The organism is Chryseobacterium sp. Chry.R1 (genome assembly GCF_039645525.1).
In the GTDB taxonomy this organism is placed as follows: domain Bacteria; phylum Bacteroidota; class Bacteroidia; order Flavobacteriales; family Weeksellaceae; genus Chryseobacterium; species Chryseobacterium proteolyticum.
The window spans coordinates 3,565,670-3,581,906 of sequence record NZ_CP151793.1 but is presented as its reverse complement, the minus strand read 5'-3'; the positions used below and the strand labels follow the sequence as shown (position 1 = coordinate 3,581,906).

The window sequence follows — 16,237 nt, the reverse complement described above, 5'->3', positions numbered from 1 at the left end:
CGTATAAAAATGATTCAATTAAAAACAATAGACGAGCTTCGTCTTATGAAACAAAGTGCTCAATTGGTTTCCAAAACATTAGGAATGTTAGCAAAAGAAATCAAACCGGGAATTACGACTTTGTATTTAGATAAATTAGCCCATGATTTCATTAAAGATCATGGAGGAGAACCGGCATTCTTAGGATACGGGGGATTCCCCAATTCGCTGTGCATTTCTCCGAATGAACAGGTGGTTCACGGCTTTCCCAATAATGACATTATTAAAGAAGGAGATGTTCTTTCTGTAGATTGCGGGGCTGTTTTAAATGGCTTTGTGGGAGATCACGCGTATACCTTCGAGATAGGGGAAGTGAAGCCTGAGGTTAAGAAACTGTTACAGGTTACCAAAGAATCCCTTTATAAAGGAATTGAACAATGCATCCGTGGAAAAAGGATTGGAGATATTTCTCATGCAATTCAGGCTCATTGTGAAAAAGAAGGCTATGGAGTGGTAAGAGAGCTTGTAGGGCACGGATTAGGAAGAAAGATGCATGAAGATCCTCAGGTTCCGAATTATGGCAGACAGGGAAGTGGAAAAGTGATCAAGGATGGTCTTGCCATTGCTATTGAGCCTATGGTTAATCTGGGAACTGAAAAAGTAAAATTCCATAATGACGGATGGACGGTAACTACCCTTGACAATCAGCCATCAGCACATTTTGAACACGATGTGGCTGTGATCAACGGGAAACCTGTATTGCTATCTACTTTCAAATACGTATATGAAGCATTAGGTATTCAAAGTGATGAGGAGAAGCCTTTTCAAATGGATTTCTAATGAAAAAAGTAACCAAGCTTTTACTGAATACTATTCCGCGTCCTGCCCTTATTACGATGAGCATATGGGCAAGGCCGCTTATCTACCAGTTTTTTAAGGGAGATGAATTTTTCGATCCTATTGATGGAAAATCATACCGTAAGTTTCTTCCGTATGGCTATGGAAAACAAAGGGAAAATGCTTTATCTCCGGGAACATTAAGTTTGGAAAGACATCGTCAGATGTGGTTATACCTTCAGAATGAAACCGATTTTTTTATTAAGAACTATAAAGTTTTGCACATCGCTCCTGAGCAGGAGTTTTTGAGAAAGTTCAAAAGGATGCGTAACCTGGATTATATTTCTGCTGATTTATATTCTCCTATTGTAGATGTGAAAGCAGATATCCTGAACCTTCCTTTCGCTGATGACAGCTTCGATATTGTTTTCTGCAACCATGTATTAGAGCATATTGAAGATGATGCAAAAGCAATCAGTGAATTATACAGGGTAATGAGACCTGGAGGATGGGGTATTTTCCAGGTACCCATGAAGAATTCACTGGAAAAAACCTATGAGGATTTTACCATAAAGGATCCTAAAGAGCGGCAGAAACATTTCGGGCAGTATGATCATGTACGTTGGTATGGAATGGATTATTTCGACAGGTTGAAAAAGGCCGGATTTGATGTTGATATCAATTTCTATTCACAAAAGTTTACCGAAGAAGAAATTAAAAAATACGGATTAAGATACAATGAGATCTTACCTGTTGTTTTCAAAAAATAAATAAAAATGTCTACACCATAATGTAGACATTTTTATTTGGTTAAAGATACAGCTTTAATTAGTGAGATGCTGCTTTCAATCCGATGATGGAACCAATCAGCGTTGACAAGAAGAATATCCTCCAGAACGTTACCGGATCCTTAAAAAAGAGCATTCCCATTAAAGCAGTGCCTACTGCACCAATCCCCGTCCATACAGCATATGCAGTTCCGATAGGTAAAGTTTGCGTTGCCTTGATTAAAAGAAGCATACTAATGGTCATGGTAAACAAAAAACCGGCAAACCAATAATACATTTCTGATCCTGATGTTTCTTTTGCCTTTCCAAGACAGGAAGCAAAAGCTACTTCAAACAACCCTGCAATAATTAAAATAATCCAGTTCATTTTTTTATTTTTTTCTGATGCAAAGTTCTGTATTTAAAGGGAAAAATAATTTTACAAATGTTAAAAAATGATGCTCCAAAGCTTTTTGTGATCTAAGATAGGTTTAGTAGGCCAAAATTTTATGATATGTAGTACTTTAAAATGCTGAATTTATACAGTGTTACTTAATTTCAGCCCGGATTCTGCTCAGACTTACCTGGGTAATTCCAAGATAAGAAGCAATGTGTCCCAGCTGAACCCTTCTCAAAAGATTGGGTTTGTCACGCATCAGGTCTTTGTAGCGTTCGGTCGAAGTTTTGAACTGTCTGGATATTATCAACTCTTCTGTTTTTACCAGCTCTCTTTCTGCAAACTTACGGCCCCAATTGGCAATGTAGATGTCTTCATTGAAAAGTTTTCGGAGATATTCTGTTTCTAACCGATACAACTCACATTCTTCCAGCAGCTCGATACTTTCATAACCCGGTTTATCTTCTACATAACTTTTCATGGAGACAATCGTTTCTCCTTCACTGCCAAACCAGAAAGTAATATCATTATCCTGGGTGGAGGCATAGGCCCGAACAATTCCCTTTTTAATAAAATAAACATAAGGAATGATCTTATCTGCTTCCATAAGGCAAAATCCTTTGGGGTAAGCTGCTTCGGTAATATGAGCTTTAAGCTTTTCCCGTGAAGATTCAGGAAGAATCAGTAAATTATCGATGATTTCGTCTATAGTCATGAAGGCAAATTCTAATCAGTCAAAATTATTTGTTTTTACTTATTTAATGAAGATGTTATGGTTAATTTTTACATTTGCGATCTATAAAATGAGTAAATCGCAAAATACTATTCTGGTCAATTAGGATTAAACAGCTGAGAAATAATGAAAATAAGATTTGTATATTTCTGATCTATAGTTATATATAAGATAAATTTGTGATTTTTCAAGAAATTATGGGCATCTGTAATTTGATATAAAATAAATTCTGTTTTTATTTCATTTTTAGTAAATATAAAATATTTTTGTACGCCAAATAAACAAAATGAAGAGAGCTTCCATCAAAGACATTGCAAGAATTGCCGGAGTTTCCGTTGCAACTGTTTCTTATGTGATCAACAAAAAGGAGGGAAGCAGAATCAGTGAAGTAACCAGGAATAAAATTCTGGATATTGCAGAAGAAATCAATTATACACCCAATAAGATTGCCAGAAGCTTAAAAATGAGCAAAAGCAAGTTAATAGGTCTTATTGTTCCGGATATTTCAAATGATTTTTATTCCAATATTGCGCGTTGTATAGAAAATGAAGCCATGAAGCTGGGGTATACCATACTTATCGGAAGTTCTGATGAAAACCCTGATAAGTTTAAAAAGCTTACGGAGCTTTTTTCTCAGCAACAGGTGGACGGAATGCTTGTAAGTCCTGTAGCAGGCTCTGATGATATCATTAAGAAGCTGCTAAAGGACGAATATCCTATTGTGTCTATTGATTATTATCTCGAAAATGTTGAGCTTCCTGCAGTAACGCTCAATAATTTTGAAATTTCCGGGCAGGTTTTCAACTATCTGATGGAGCATAAATTTGATGAATTGATCTATGTGGGATACAATACCCATCTTCCGCATTTGCTTGACAGACAGCGAGGGTTTGAGAGAAAAATCAAGGAACACGGTATTGCATCAAAGAAAGTGCTGGTTGAAATGGGAAATGTTACCTCAAAAGTTCATGCAGGATTAGATGAACATCTTAAAATAGGTGCAGGAAAAATAGGATTATATTTTTTAAACAATAAAATAGGAAATGCAGGATTGCATTATCTTGTAAAAAATAAGATCAGGGTTCCTGAAGATGTTTCTGTCATTGCTTTTGATGAAACCGATGCCTACAATTTATTTCCTACAGAAATTACCTATATAAGACAGCCGTTGGAAGAAATGGCCAGACAAGCTGTAAAACTCCTCGATGAACAAACAAAAAATTTCTCTGAAAAGGAGGAAAGAGTAGTTTGTGAAGCAGAATTAATTATAAAAAAATCAGTCAAATAAAAAATTTAACCTATATATTAAACGTTTAACCTAATGAAAAAAAATAATCAGTATGTAGTATGTTTCGGAGAAGTTCTTTGGGATATATTTCCACAAGGATCCAGAGCTGGAGGAGCACCTTTTAATGTAGCTTATCATGTTTCTAAAACGGGAATTGATGCGAAGGTACTCAGCAGAATAGGGAACGATGATCTTGGTAACCAGCTGGTCAGTCAGATCAAAAACTGGGGAATGACAACGGACTATATTCAGGTCGATGCTGATAAACCAACGAGTACCGTTGTAGCTACTATTGATGAGGATAATGAAGCCAGCTATGAAATTATTAATGAAGTAGCCTGGGATTATATAGAAAACCTTCCGGAGCTTACAGAATTGGTATCTCATGCCCAGGCATTTATTTTCGGAAGTTTATCCGCACGGAATAAAAAAACAAGAGAAACTCTTTTTAAGCTTTTGGAACATGCAGAACTTAAAATATTTGATGTCAATTTCAGACCTCCATTCATAGAGGTACAGCTCATTAAAGATTTGCTTCATCAAGCTGATATTGTAAAGATGAACAAAGCAGAAATGAGACAGATCATCGATTTTCTTAATGAAGAATATATTGATGAAGATCAGAGTGCTGCTTTAATTCAGGATCATTTTAAGATTAAGGAAATAGTTCTTACTAAAGGAAGCAAAGGTGCCAGGTATTTTAAAGGGACAGAAAGCTATACCTGCCCGGCTGTTCCAATCACCATTGCAGATACCGTAGGAAGCGGAGACTCTTTTCTGGCGGGATTTATATCCAAAAGAATACAGCAGGAAGCTCCGGAAATCATTATGAAAGAAGCTGTTGCATTAGGAGCATTCATTACGTCAAAAGAAGGGGCATGTCCGGAGTATGAATATGAAGAATTTCAAAAGTTCAGAGACCAGCATTAAAGACTTAAATCTTTAAAATTTATCCTAAAGACCAGTTTTCTTTTACTAACTTTGCAGTCCGTAATATAATTTTTATGCACAAATCAGGATTTGTAAATATAGTTGGAAAACCTAATGCAGGAAAATCAACGCTCCTTAACCAGTTGATGGGAGAGAAGCTTGCGATTGTAACGCAGAAGGCACAGACAACACGTCACCGTATTTTTGGAATTTATAATGAAGAGGATTTACAGATTGTATTTTCCGATACTCCCGGGGTATTGGATCCTAAATATGGTCTTCAGGAGAAGATGATGGATTTTGTAAAGGACTCTTTACAGGATGCCGATGTATTTTTATTCATTGTAGATGTTACAGATAAAGCAGAACCTTCGGAATTTCTCATTGAAAAACTGAATAAAATTCCGGTTCCGGTTTTACTTTTATTAAATAAGGTAGACCAGACCAACCAGGAAGGTCTTGAAAAGCTGGTAGAAGAATGGCATAACAGAATTCCTAAGGCTGAAATTTTACCGATTTCTGCATTAAATGCCTTTAACACGGACGTTATCCTTCCAAAGCTAAAATCGATGCTTCCGGAAAACCCGCCTTATTATGATAAGGACCAGTATACAGATAAGCCGGAACGTTTTTTTGTTAATGAGGCAATCCGTGAAAAAATTCTTTTGAACTATGAAAAGGAGATTCCTTATTCCGTAGAAGTGGTTACCGAACAATTTAAAGAAAAGGAAGGAATCATTTTTATAGACTCTATTATCTATGTGGAAAGAGATACCCAAAAAGGGATTATCATTGGCCACAAAGGGGAAGCAATAAAAAAAGTGGGTACGGAAGCGAGAGTGGATCTAGAGAAATTTTTCGATAAAAAAATTCACCTGAACCTGTTCGTAAAAGTGAAAAAAGACTGGAGAAAAAACGATAGGGATCTAAAGAATTTTGGGTACAGATAAACTAAAACATCAATAATCATCGTTGTATAGAAAGATTTTACTATCTTTAAACTAAATTTTTCATACATGAATTATAGTAACTCAAATTCTAATCCCATATTTAGAGATATTATACTGTTAATTGTGAGAGTTTTTATTGGATTTGCCATGCTTTCACACGGATATCCCAAACTCCAGATGCTATTGGAAGGCGGAAAGATAGATTTTTATGATTTCTTAGGACTTGGTCCGCAGATCTCTTTAATTCTTACCATTATAGCAGAGTTTGTATGCTCAATACTCCTTATTTTAGGATTATTTACCAGAGTTGCTCTGGGTTTCCTTATCTTTACAATGATTATTGCGGGATTTGTAGTTCATGGATCCGATCCATTTGAGAAAAGAGAGCTGGCTTTTATTTACCTCTCTGTTTATCTTCTTTTAATCGCTTATGGAGCCGGAAAGATCTCGGTGGATTACATGATAGAAAAACGAAAAAGGGCATCCGATTGGTAGATGCATACTGATATAAATAAAGAGGGCATACTTGTATGCCCTCTTTTTGTTTTATAAAAGATAAAATTCACGATGTATCTTCACCGTATAATCTCGATTATGTTGTAAAAATTATTAGGTAATTATCGGATTTTACAAGTTGCAGGACAGGCTAAATGATTGTTGTTTACCCTTTATAATAACAAAATTTACTAAATTCGTAAAAAATGTATATAATGAAGATAAAACTAACCGTTTGCCTTCTTGCGTTCCTTAATTTTTATGAAGCGCAGGAAAATGTTACTTATCAAAAGCCGTCTGCTGAAATTCTTAAACTTGCAGACTACGAAAGACCTCCAAGTGTTTTAATGAACAGTAAAAAGGATTGGGTAGTTTTCACTTACCGTCCTACCTATAAAACCTTAGAAGATCTTAGTCAGCAGGAAATGAAATTAGGTGGTCTCAGAATCAATCCTGTGACGAATATTTCTAGTTCAGCAACTTACTCCAATAACCTTAAGGTTAGAAAAATCAATGATAAAAGTGAGGTTCAGGTAAAAGGATTGCCTTCCAATCCTAAAATAACCAATACTTCTTTTTCTCCCGATGAAAAAAAGTTTGCCTTTACCAATACAACAGCAAAAGGAGTAGAGCTTTGGATCGTGGACCTTGAAACGGCAACGGCTAAGAAAGTTACCAATGATAATCTCAACGCTAACCTGGGTAGTCCTTATACGTGGTATAAAGATTCTCAGAATTTGCTGATAAAAGTGCTTCCGCAAAACAGACCTGCATTGATAGATTCAAGCAAGGATCTGCCAACAGGACCTATTGTATCTACTGCGGATGGAAAAGTATCCCAAAACAGGACGTATCAGGATCTTCTTAAAAATCCTCAGGATGAAAAAAACTTTGAAATTCTTACTGCTTCAGATATTTATAACGTAGATCTTTCCGGCAACGTAAAAAAAGTGAAAGATCAGGACATGTATGCAGGTCTGAGCTTTTCACCGGATGGGAATTACCTGATGGTTACCACAATCAAAAAGCCTTTCTCGTATATCGTTCCTTTGAATAGGTTTCCCATGACAACAACTGTATATGATGCTAAAGGAAGCATGGTGAAAGTCGTAAATGAAGTCCCTTTAAATGAGATTATGCCTAAAGGTTTTGCCTCAGTAAGAACAGGTAAAAGAGATATGGGCTGGAGAAGCGATGCCCCGGCAACACTTGTTTACGCAGAAGCGCTGGATGGAGGTGATCAGGCTAGAACTGCTGAATACAGAGATGAAATCTTCACCTGGGAAGCACCGTTTAACAATGCGGCAAAATCTTTCTTTAAAACAAAGCAGAGATATGAAGGAACAAGCTGGACCAATGATCATTATGCTATTGTTTCTGAAGATTGGTATGATACAAGAAATACCAAGTCATTTTTAGTAGACCTGAACAATGGGGAGTCAAAAGTAATTGATGACAGAAACTATCAGGATGTTTACAGCGATCCCGGAAATTTCAATACCACAAAAAATGAATTCGGAAGAACTGTAATTGATATGAAAGGGGGAAAAGCTTATCTTATCGGAGCAGGATTTACAAAGGACGGACAGCATCCTTTTATCGATGAAATGGATGTGAAAACATTAAAAAAGAAAAGACTTTACACTTCAAACTTAAAAAATGCTAAGGAAGATATTATAGATATCCTTAATCCTGCAAAAGGTGAGGTACTGACCATCCAGCAGTCTGCGAGCCAGTATCCTAATTATTTCAGGAAAAACATCAAATCTAATAAAGCAGAAGCTGTAACTACTTTTGCCAATCCTTTCGAAAGCATCAAAGATGTGTATAAGGAAGTGATTACTTACAAAAGAAATGATGGTGTAACGCTAACGGGAACTCTTTATCTTCCGGCAAACTATGACAGAAAAGCAAAAAAAGAAAAACTTCCCTTGCTGATCTGGGCTTATCCTACAGAATATAAAGATAAAAATACGGCAGGGCAGAATACTCAGAATCCTAACGACTTTACTTTCCCTTATTACGGTTCTTTTGTATACTGGACCACAAAAGGATATGCTGTTCTGGACGATGCTGCATTCCCGATCATAGGGGAAGGAAAAACAGAACCTAATGATACTTTTATTCCGCAATTGGTAGCAAATGCAGAAGCAGCAATTAATGCTGTAGATCAGTTAGGCTATATCGATAAGAAAAAAGTAGCCGTAGGAGGACATTCCTACGGGGCTTTTATGACGGCTAACCTTTTAACCCATTCTAAATTGTTTGCGTGTGGAATTGCCAGAAGCGGAGCTTACAACAGGACATTAACGCCGTTTGGCTTCCAGAGTGAGCAAAGAAACTACTGGGATGTACCTGAAATTTATAACACAATGTCACCATTTATGAATGCTGATAAAATGAAAACACCATTATTGCTGATCCATGGTGATGCGGATAATAATCCGGGAACATTCACTTTACAGACGGAAAGATATTTCCAGGCACTGAAAAATCTGGGTGCTCCCGTAAAGATGGTTCTTTTACCTAAAGAAGCCCACGGATATGTCGCAAAAGAAAATATTCTTCATTTGCTATGGGAACAAGATCAGTTCCTGGAGAAATGTCTCAAGAAATAAATTGAAAAACTCGTCCAAAGGGACGAGTTTTTTGTTATTTTTAGCTGAAATTTACATATTAAGTTAAAAAGTAAGAAGTAGCACTTATGAAAAAAATATTGTTAGCATTACTTTTATTCATTTTTATTGGAAAAATTTTTGCACAAACTGATAGTCTTGAAACTGGAAAATATTTTTCAGCAAAAAGGCATTTTGAAAAGGAATACATAAAACAAAATTATTTAAACTCTGATGTAAAGGTTGAAAAGGATAGAATAATAATTGATGTTATAAAAGATGATGGCTTTTCAGGAGATTTAGGAAATAGAATTACCTTAATTTTTGGACATAAATTATTTAGTCCATTAGAATTAGACAATGAGAATGCAGTTCAAATATTTAGTAATAATGAACTTGTATTGTTGAATCCGAATCCGCAGACAAAAAGATTTAAGTTTTGGATAATTCCCAAAAATAGGGTTGGACATAAAAATTCATTTGAATATATGCTGCAAGGAAGAGCTAATCCTTCGGAATACTATTTTGAACTTCAAAATATGAATGCTGATGAAAAGACAAGCTTTGAAGAATTTATTAAAGGTTCAAAACTCACCTATTTAGCATATGGGGGAATTATCATATAATTATATTCGTTGTCCAATTATTCAGGAAGGATAAAATCAACTGATCATTACAAATATTTCAAAACCCCACTGATATCATCAAGTTCAACAAATCTTTCATGTTTCAGCTGATGTTCATGTTGCTCGTGAGCCCAGGTGATATGGAAAGGGATATGAGCTGCATAGCCTCCCATCTCAAGGACTGGTAAAATATCTGATTTTATGGAATTTCCTAACATAAGAAAATGTTCAGGTTTGCAATCCAGATGCTTCAATAGCTTTTGATAATCACTATTTTTCTTATCACTCATAATTTCTATGTGATGAAAATATTTTTCGAGCCCGGATTTTTTAAGCTTACGTTCCTGATCAAGCAAGTCTCCTTTTGTAGCCATAACCAACCTGTATTTTCCTTTTAGTTGTTCTAAAGTTTCTGTTACACCTTCAAGAAGTTCTATAGGCTGCTGAAGTAAATTATGCCCCAATTCAATTGCTTTATTGACCAGTTGGAGTGAAGCTGTTCCGCTTGAGACTCTGCAGATGGTTTCCACCATAGAGAGCATAAAACCTTTGACCCCATAACCGTAAAGGTGAAGATTCTGCATTTCGGTTTTAAATAATTCCTGGGAAACGGAGTGGTGTGGAAGGTAGTCTTCCAGTAAAGCACAAAATTCCTTTTCCGTTTCCTGAAAATACGGCTCGTTTATCCAAAGCGTATCGTCTGCATCAAATGCTATTGTTGTTATATGATTTTCCATTTTACTTTTGTACATTTCTGAAGGCAAAAATCAGAATAAAAAATACATCAGAAAAGGACATTTGTCCCGGACCTATATGTTACGAACGAACGAAGCATTTTTAAAGTATTTAGAGCAGCTATACGTAAATCAGGAGCGTAAAGAAGATATTGTTATAAAATCATTTTCAAAGGGGCAGAAAATATTTACCCAGAACGAAGCGGCGTCGAAAGTAATGCTTATTCGTGAAGGAATTACAAAATGCTATTTTGTAGAGGAAAATGAAAAGGAATATATTATGGAGTTTCTGGGAAAAGGTGAAATTATAGGTGAAATAGAGTTTATTAAAAATATTAATTGCCTTTGCTCCATCGAAGCTATGACCAATGTTTCTGTATACGCTATTTCCATCCCTTATTTGAGATCGGTGATTAAAAATGACCTTACGTTGAATAACCTTTTGCTGGATGTGTTTGCCGAACGTATCGTAAATACATCGACTAGGGCGTCTTACCAGCAGCTGTACACCACTGAACATAATCTGGCAAAGCTTCTGAAGCTACAATCCAAACAGGAGATTGAAATTTCAAAAGAAGATATGGCTGCTTATTTAGGAGTGACCATAAGAAGCCTAAACAGGGCATTGAAAAGTCTGAATAATAACTAAAAAAGCGGTCTTACAAGACCGCTTTTTTTATATGGATGCATTCTGCCTGATTTTCTTTGCAGACATATTTAAAAAACGTTTGACCAGGAAGATCGCAGAAATGGTTAATCCCAATCCTAAAGCAATCCACATTCCGAATGCCCCCATATTTAGCGTAACACACAATAAGTAGCCCAATGGAACGGTAATCACCCAGTATGCTATAAAAGTGTAAATAGAAGGGATCTTCACATCCTGTATTCCTCTAAGCATCCCCAATGCTGTAACCTGAATTCCATCAGATAACTGGAATAATGCTGCGATAATCATTAGTTTTGATGCCAGTGTTATCACTTCAACTTCTTCTTTTTTCGTGAAGAATGTTGGGAGAATATTTCTGCCCAGAATAAATACAATTCCACAGATGCACATAAAGATAAAGGCAATTTTTAAATTATTAAGCCCAACTTTTCTCAGCTCAACATAATTTTGTTCACCCATCTTCCTTCCAATCATTACGGTAGAGGCTACACTGAATCCGACACATAAATTAAAGGTAAACGAGGCCATGCTTAATGCAATCTGGTGAGAGGCAATATCATGAGCTGAAATCAACCCACAGATGAAAGCGGCTCCCGCGAAGGCAGTTACCTCAAAGAACATTTGCAAGGCTGTTGGTAGTCCTAATTTTACCATTTTATCGAACATACTTCTGGAGAACACCTGGATCTTTAATGAAAAATCTTTGATATAGCGTCTTGTTCTTTCTTCTTTTAACAAAACGAAGTAAAGAAAAACCACCATAAAAATCCGGGCGATCAAACTGGCCAAAGCAGATCCTTTTACTCCCATCGGAGGTAATCCGAAAAGGCCCTTGATAAAAACGTAATTTAAAACAATATTAATAACGTTTGCAATAATGGTTGCTTTGGTCACACCAATCGTGTAGGATAGCCCTTCAGAAACCTCTCTCAAGGTCTGAAACGCCATAAAAGGGATCATACTGATCGCCATAATTCCCAAAAAATGAACTGTATCAGGAACGATCTTCGCAGGCTGTCCCGAATGATAGAGTAGAGGTAATCCGAGTAACAGGACTGCCATTAAAATAATTCCTACAGTCATATTGATCACAAATCCATGGCTGAATACGGAATTAATTCTTTCATGGTCGTGTCTTGAATGTGCCTCCGAAACAAGGGGAGGGATCGCAAAAGAGAATCCCAGTGCCAGTACAAATGTCGAGAAAAATACGGCATTTCCTAGAGAAACGGAAGCTAAAGCATCTGCACCTAATAGTTTTCCGACAATAATATTATCGAATAAGTTAACAGATACTTGTCCTACCTGCGTTAGCATTACGGGTAGCGCCAAAGTAAGGCATTCTTTGGTGTAGTTTTTATTTAAAAAGCTCATAGTTTTAACAAAAAAAAATTTGCAGTGTTACTACTGCAAATTTTTTATAATTTATTTAGTTTATAATTAAATTATTTTCTTACAAAATTTGCAACATCCTCCTTGGAAACTGTGCTTCCACCTAGAATAATTAATCTTTCCACAACATTTCTTAATTCTCTGATATTTCCAGTCCATGAAAGGGCTTTAAGCGCTTCAATCGCTTCATCATCAAATTTTTTCACGGCTGTACCATGTTCGTCTGAAATCATTCCTGAGAAATGTTCTACCAATAATTTGATATCTTCTTTTCTTTCATCCAATGGTGGTACATAGATTTCAATTACAGATAACCTGTGGTAAAGGTCTTCTCTGAATTTCCCCTCTTCAATTTCTTTCTGCATATTTTTATTCGTGGCAGCAAGAACCCTTACATCAACTTTTATTTCTTTGTCGCTTCCTACAGGAGAAACTTTGCTTTCCTGAAGTGCTCTTAAAACCTTTGCCTGTGCAATAAGGCTCATATCTCCGATTTCATCCAAGAAGATAGTACCTCCTGTTGCCTGTTCGAATTTTCCCTGCTTATCTTTGATAGCTCCGGTAAAAGAACCCTTTACGTGTCCGAAAAGTTCGGATTCGATCAGTTCTGATGGGATCGCCGCACAGTTTACTTCGATCATAGGTCCCTTTGCCCGTTCACTTTGATTGTGAATAGCATGCGCTACCAGCTCTTTACCTGCACCGTTAGGCCCGGTAATAAGAACTCTTGCATCAGAAACAGCTACTTTTTCGATCATATCCTGAATCTTCTGTAATGCAGGAGATTCACCGATCATCTGGTATTTTTTGTTGACTTTTCTTTTAAGTGTTTTATTTTCACTCTGTAGCGTCTTATTTTCCTTTTTCAGGGTTTCTTTCGCTAAGGCATTTTTAACACTGGTGATCAGTCTGTTGATATCGATAGGCTTAGAAATGAAATCATATGCTCCATCCTTTAAGCAAGAAACAGCAGAATCAATATCCGCATGCCCTGAGATCATAATAAAAGTAGTTTCGGGTTTTAACACCAAAGTCTGCTTCAAAAGCTCTGTTCCTGAAAGTTTTGGCATCTTTATATCGGAAATCACTAATGCGAAATCTTCTTTTTCCAGGTGTTTGTAACCCTCTAAACCATCTTCGGCTACTACAAATTCATAATTGGTAAGTTCATCAGACAGAATACTGTGCAGTACTCCTGAGATTGCTTTTTCGTCTTCTACTATAAGGATTTTTTGCATAGTTGCAAATTTAGATTTTTTGATTGAATTATTAGCAAAAACTATACCTAAATACTTTATTTAGAATAATCTCTTCGCCCGAAAATTGCAGAGCCAACCCGTACGGAATTTGCCCCGCATTCAATGGCAATAGGGAAATCATCACTCATTCCCATTGATAAGGTATCCAGTTTTTTTAATTGATTTAATTCATCAAAAACTTTTTTTAAGGTTAAAAATTCCTTTCTTACCTGTTGCTGATCGTCAGTGAATGTAGCCATCCCCATAAGTCCGGTAATGTGAATATTAGCAAATTCACCATTGATGTATCTTTGGAAGAGCTCTCTGGCTTCTGATATTTCAAGACCGAATTTACTGTCTTCAGCAGCGATTTTTACCTGCAGAAGAACCTTAATTTTTCGGTTATGTTTTCCTGCTTCTTTATTGATCTCCAGCAATACTTTTTCAGAATCCACACTCTGGATCGTGTCGATAAATTCAGCAATATATTTTACCTTATTCGTTTGCAGATGGCCGATAAGGTGCCATTGAATATCTTTCGGAAGCAGAGGATATTTCTCCATAAGCTCCTGGACTTTATTTTCACCGAAAACTTTCTGTCCCAGATCATAAACCTCCTGAATAGCTGAAACAGGATGGGTTTTTGAAACGGCTACCAATTGAACTCCTTCGGAAAGCTGTTCCTTTATATTGTTGTAATTTTCTTTAATATCCATAATTGCAAATTTCTGAATTCTTATAGCAAAAAGCTAATGATTTTATAAAATTTTAAATAGGTCTGAGTTATTTTTTTGCCATGAAATTTCAGAATGAGCTTTGTTTCATATTTTAATTTAAAACTTCATTGATTTTAGGATAAGCGGAAATCTTTCTGAATACAAACCGATTGGTCTTCTGTAGTTTTTCAATAAACAGGTCGAGCTCATTAATTGAATCGGTATCCGAAAGATACTGATCATGGGTAAGGAACACCAAATGTCTTGATGTTTTTTCAAGGTCATTAAAAAAGATGCTGTCTACTTTTTTCAACATGGCTTCGTGACTTCCTTTAAGGACCATTCTGTTTGTGGGCTTCCATTCCAGATCCCAGCCGATTACTTTATATCCTGCCTTTTTTAAATGATCGGCTGCCAGCGAAGAACTTTTAATATCCGTAACATTGATGTTGTTGAGCCTCCAGATATTTCTGCCCGGAGTTCTGGCGATTTTATTGTGCAGTGTAAGACTGTCCTTTGCTCTGTCAAAATCATGGACAACTGCTTCTGGATTTTTATAAAAACTGGAATATTTGTTGTGGTCATGCGAAAAGCTGTGATTGGCCAGTTCAATCAATGGGTCTGCTTTCAGCAGTTCCATATCATTCTTTTGTCTGTTGCTGTCATAGCAGTGTTTTCCCACTATAAATGCAGTAGCACATACATTTCTTTTGCGTAAAACTTTCAGAAGGTTTTCGGTCCCGCGATTAGGACCATCATCAAAAGTAAGATAAATAACTCTTTTGTCTGTCGGGGTTTCGTCATCCTCCAATTCGGGGACTATTTTTGCGACGGGATGGTCTTTGGAAATCATCTTTTCAGAATCTTTCGCGTCTTTTTTCTCATTACAGCTGTTGAATAAAACTGAAGTTGCACTCACCAATGCAAACATCCCAAGAAAAGTCAGGTTTCGCGACTTTTCCGCAAAAAGGTTTTTCATAAAAAAATTGGAGATTAAATGTTAATTATCGTTAAAATTTACAAATAGATGTTAACAATATACATGCCAATTTTTACAAAAAAATAAGTTTTAATAATATTTTAATCTATTAATTGTAAAGGGTTTTCAAGATAATATCTTTTTCAGATATAACCCATTTTTGATTGCGGCAGTTCCCCAAGTGTTATTGAAAAATATAAACGCTTTCTTTTGTGATTTTTGTATTTTCTCGGCTAAATGATTGAGAAATTCGCGAGTGTACTCAGATTTGTAGAGAATAGGCTTTCCATGAAGTCTATAATAAATGATTTCAGGATGATTACTCATTAAGTCTTCCGGAAGGTTTCCGGGAAAACTGACACCAGAAAAAATAATGTTTTTTTGCTTTAAAGCCTTTAAGACTTCATCAGTCCACCATGAAATATGTCTGAATTCCATTACATTTACGAAATCAAAGTCTGGATGTGTTAGTACCAAATTAAGGTTTTCGGGAGTATTTTTGAAAGAAGGGGGAAACTGATATAAAAATCCGGATAGCTTATTTTTTAATCCCTCATGGATGTGACGGCAAAAGATTTCGATCTCGTCCTTACAATCTTTCATTCTTTTTTCGTGGGAAATCGTTTTGGGGATTTTAATAAAAAATCTGAATTCTTCAGGAGTTTCATCAAACCATTTTACAAGAGTTTTCAGAGTCGGTTTTCTATAAAAGGTAGAATTAATTTCCACAGTATTGAATTCTTGAGAATAGAGCGTAAGGAAATTTTTAGCAGATGCATCTTGTGGATACAGAGAGCCTTTCCAATCGTTATTATAGAATCCTGAGCAACCGATATGATACATTTCTTTTTTCATGGTTTTATAAAGTTCCTCCGGATTTGATCTATAAAC

Annotated in this window: 17 protein-coding genes; 9 read left to right on the top strand and 8 right to left on the bottom strand. The window is 36.1% G+C overall.

The window, feature by feature from the left end:
- Positions 1 to 9: 9 nt before the first annotated feature.
- Positions 10 to 819: a type I methionyl aminopeptidase gene (gene map, locus AAEU33_RS16280; protein WP_172283264.1), complete on the top strand. Its 810-nt coding sequence runs from the start codon at positions 10 to 12 to the stop codon at positions 817 to 819.
- Positions 819 to 1,586: a class I SAM-dependent methyltransferase gene (locus AAEU33_RS16275; RefSeq protein WP_273647828.1), complete on the top strand. Its 768-nt coding sequence runs from the start codon at positions 819 to 821 to the stop codon at positions 1,584 to 1,586. Before map ends, AAEU33_RS16275 begins: the two co-directional genes overlap by 1 nt.
- Before the next feature lie 58 nt (positions 1,587 to 1,644).
- Here AAEU33_RS16275 and AAEU33_RS16270 read toward each other — a convergent pair whose 3' ends face one another.
- Complete coding sequence (locus AAEU33_RS16270; RefSeq protein WP_345988824.1) at positions 1,645 to 1,971, bottom strand: multidrug efflux SMR transporter; 327 nt, start codon at positions 1,969 to 1,971, stop codon at positions 1,645 to 1,647.
- A 160-nt stretch (positions 1,972 to 2,131) separates the two neighbouring features.
- Complete coding sequence (locus AAEU33_RS16265; RefSeq protein ID WP_172283255.1) at positions 2,132 to 2,695, bottom strand: Crp/Fnr family transcriptional regulator; 564 nt, start codon at positions 2,693 to 2,695, stop codon at positions 2,132 to 2,134.
- 304 nt (positions 2,696 to 2,999) lie between these two features.
- Between AAEU33_RS16265 and AAEU33_RS16260 the strand changes: the two genes are divergently transcribed.
- The 6 genes from AAEU33_RS16260 (at position 3,000) to AAEU33_RS16235 (ending at position 9,617) form a co-directional block, all read left to right on the top strand.
- Complete coding sequence (locus AAEU33_RS16260; RefSeq protein ID WP_345988822.1) at positions 3,000 to 4,001, top strand: LacI family DNA-binding transcriptional regulator; 1,002 nt, start codon at positions 3,000 to 3,002, stop codon at positions 3,999 to 4,001.
- A gap of 33 nt (positions 4,002 to 4,034) precedes the next feature.
- Positions 4,035 to 4,931, top strand: coding sequence for a carbohydrate kinase (locus tag AAEU33_RS16255; protein WP_345988820.1), 897 nt, complete (start codon positions 4,035 to 4,037; stop codon positions 4,929 to 4,931).
- A 74-nt stretch (positions 4,932 to 5,005) separates the two neighbouring features.
- Positions 5,006 to 5,881 carry a GTPase Era gene (era, locus tag AAEU33_RS16250; RefSeq protein WP_172283251.1) on the top strand — a complete coding sequence of 292 codons (876 nt, stop codon included), beginning with the start codon at positions 5,006 to 5,008 and terminating at the stop codon, positions 5,879 to 5,881.
- Positions 5,882 to 5,947: 66 nt separating this feature from the next.
- Positions 5,948 to 6,376, top strand: coding sequence for a DoxX family protein (locus AAEU33_RS16245; RefSeq protein WP_273647833.1), 429 nt, complete (start codon positions 5,948 to 5,950; stop codon positions 6,374 to 6,376).
- Between the two features lie 215 nt (positions 6,377 to 6,591).
- A complete protein-coding gene (locus AAEU33_RS16240) occupies positions 6,592 to 8,994 on the top strand; it encodes a prolyl oligopeptidase family serine peptidase (protein ID WP_172283247.1) in 2,403 nt (800 codons plus the stop codon).
- 86 nt (positions 8,995 to 9,080) lie between these two features.
- Positions 9,081 to 9,617: a hypothetical protein gene (locus tag AAEU33_RS16235; protein WP_172283245.1), complete on the top strand. Its 537-nt coding sequence runs from the start codon at positions 9,081 to 9,083 to the stop codon at positions 9,615 to 9,617.
- Between the two features lie 47 nt (positions 9,618 to 9,664).
- Here the strand turns inward: AAEU33_RS16235 and AAEU33_RS16230 are convergent, their stop codons facing one another.
- Positions 9,665 to 10,354: an HAD family hydrolase gene (locus AAEU33_RS16230; RefSeq protein WP_345988817.1), complete on the bottom strand. Its 690-nt coding sequence runs from the start codon at positions 10,352 to 10,354 to the stop codon at positions 9,665 to 9,667.
- Between the two features lie 76 nt (positions 10,355 to 10,430).
- Here AAEU33_RS16230 and AAEU33_RS16225 point away from each other — a divergent pair, with 76 nt between their 5' ends.
- The gene (locus AAEU33_RS16225; RefSeq protein WP_172283242.1) at positions 10,431 to 11,000 is read left to right on the top strand and encodes a Crp/Fnr family transcriptional regulator; all 570 of its coding nucleotides are present in this window, start codon (positions 10,431 to 10,433) and stop codon (positions 10,998 to 11,000) included.
- Positions 11,001 to 11,027: 27 nt separating this feature from the next.
- Here the strand turns inward: AAEU33_RS16225 and AAEU33_RS16220 are convergent, their stop codons facing one another.
- The 5 genes from AAEU33_RS16220 to AAEU33_RS16200 form a co-directional block, all read right to left on the bottom strand.
- Entirely contained in the window at positions 11,028 to 12,395 is a 1,368-nt protein-coding gene (locus AAEU33_RS16220; protein ID WP_172283240.1) for an MATE family efflux transporter, read from the bottom strand.
- Between the two features lie 71 nt (positions 12,396 to 12,466).
- The gene (locus AAEU33_RS16215; RefSeq protein ID WP_172283238.1) at positions 12,467 to 13,651 is read right to left on the bottom strand and encodes a sigma-54 dependent transcriptional regulator; all 1,185 of its coding nucleotides are present in this window, start codon (positions 13,649 to 13,651) and stop codon (positions 12,467 to 12,469) included.
- Between the two features lie 56 nt (positions 13,652 to 13,707).
- The gene (locus tag AAEU33_RS16210) at positions 13,708 to 14,367 is read right to left on the bottom strand and encodes a YggS family pyridoxal phosphate-dependent enzyme (RefSeq protein ID WP_345988814.1); all 660 of its coding nucleotides are present in this window, start codon (positions 14,365 to 14,367) and stop codon (positions 13,708 to 13,710) included.
- A gap of 112 nt (positions 14,368 to 14,479) precedes the next feature.
- A complete protein-coding gene (locus AAEU33_RS16205; RefSeq protein WP_345988812.1) occupies positions 14,480 to 15,346 on the bottom strand; it encodes a polysaccharide deacetylase family protein in 867 nt (288 codons plus the stop codon).
- Positions 15,347 to 15,472: 126 nt separating this feature from the next.
- Positions 15,473 to 16,201 (bottom strand): DUF72 domain-containing protein, encoded by a 729-nt coding sequence (locus tag AAEU33_RS16200; RefSeq protein ID WP_345988810.1) that lies wholly within the window; start codon positions 16,199 to 16,201, stop codon positions 15,473 to 15,475.
- Positions 16,202 to 16,237: the final 36 nt, after the last annotated feature.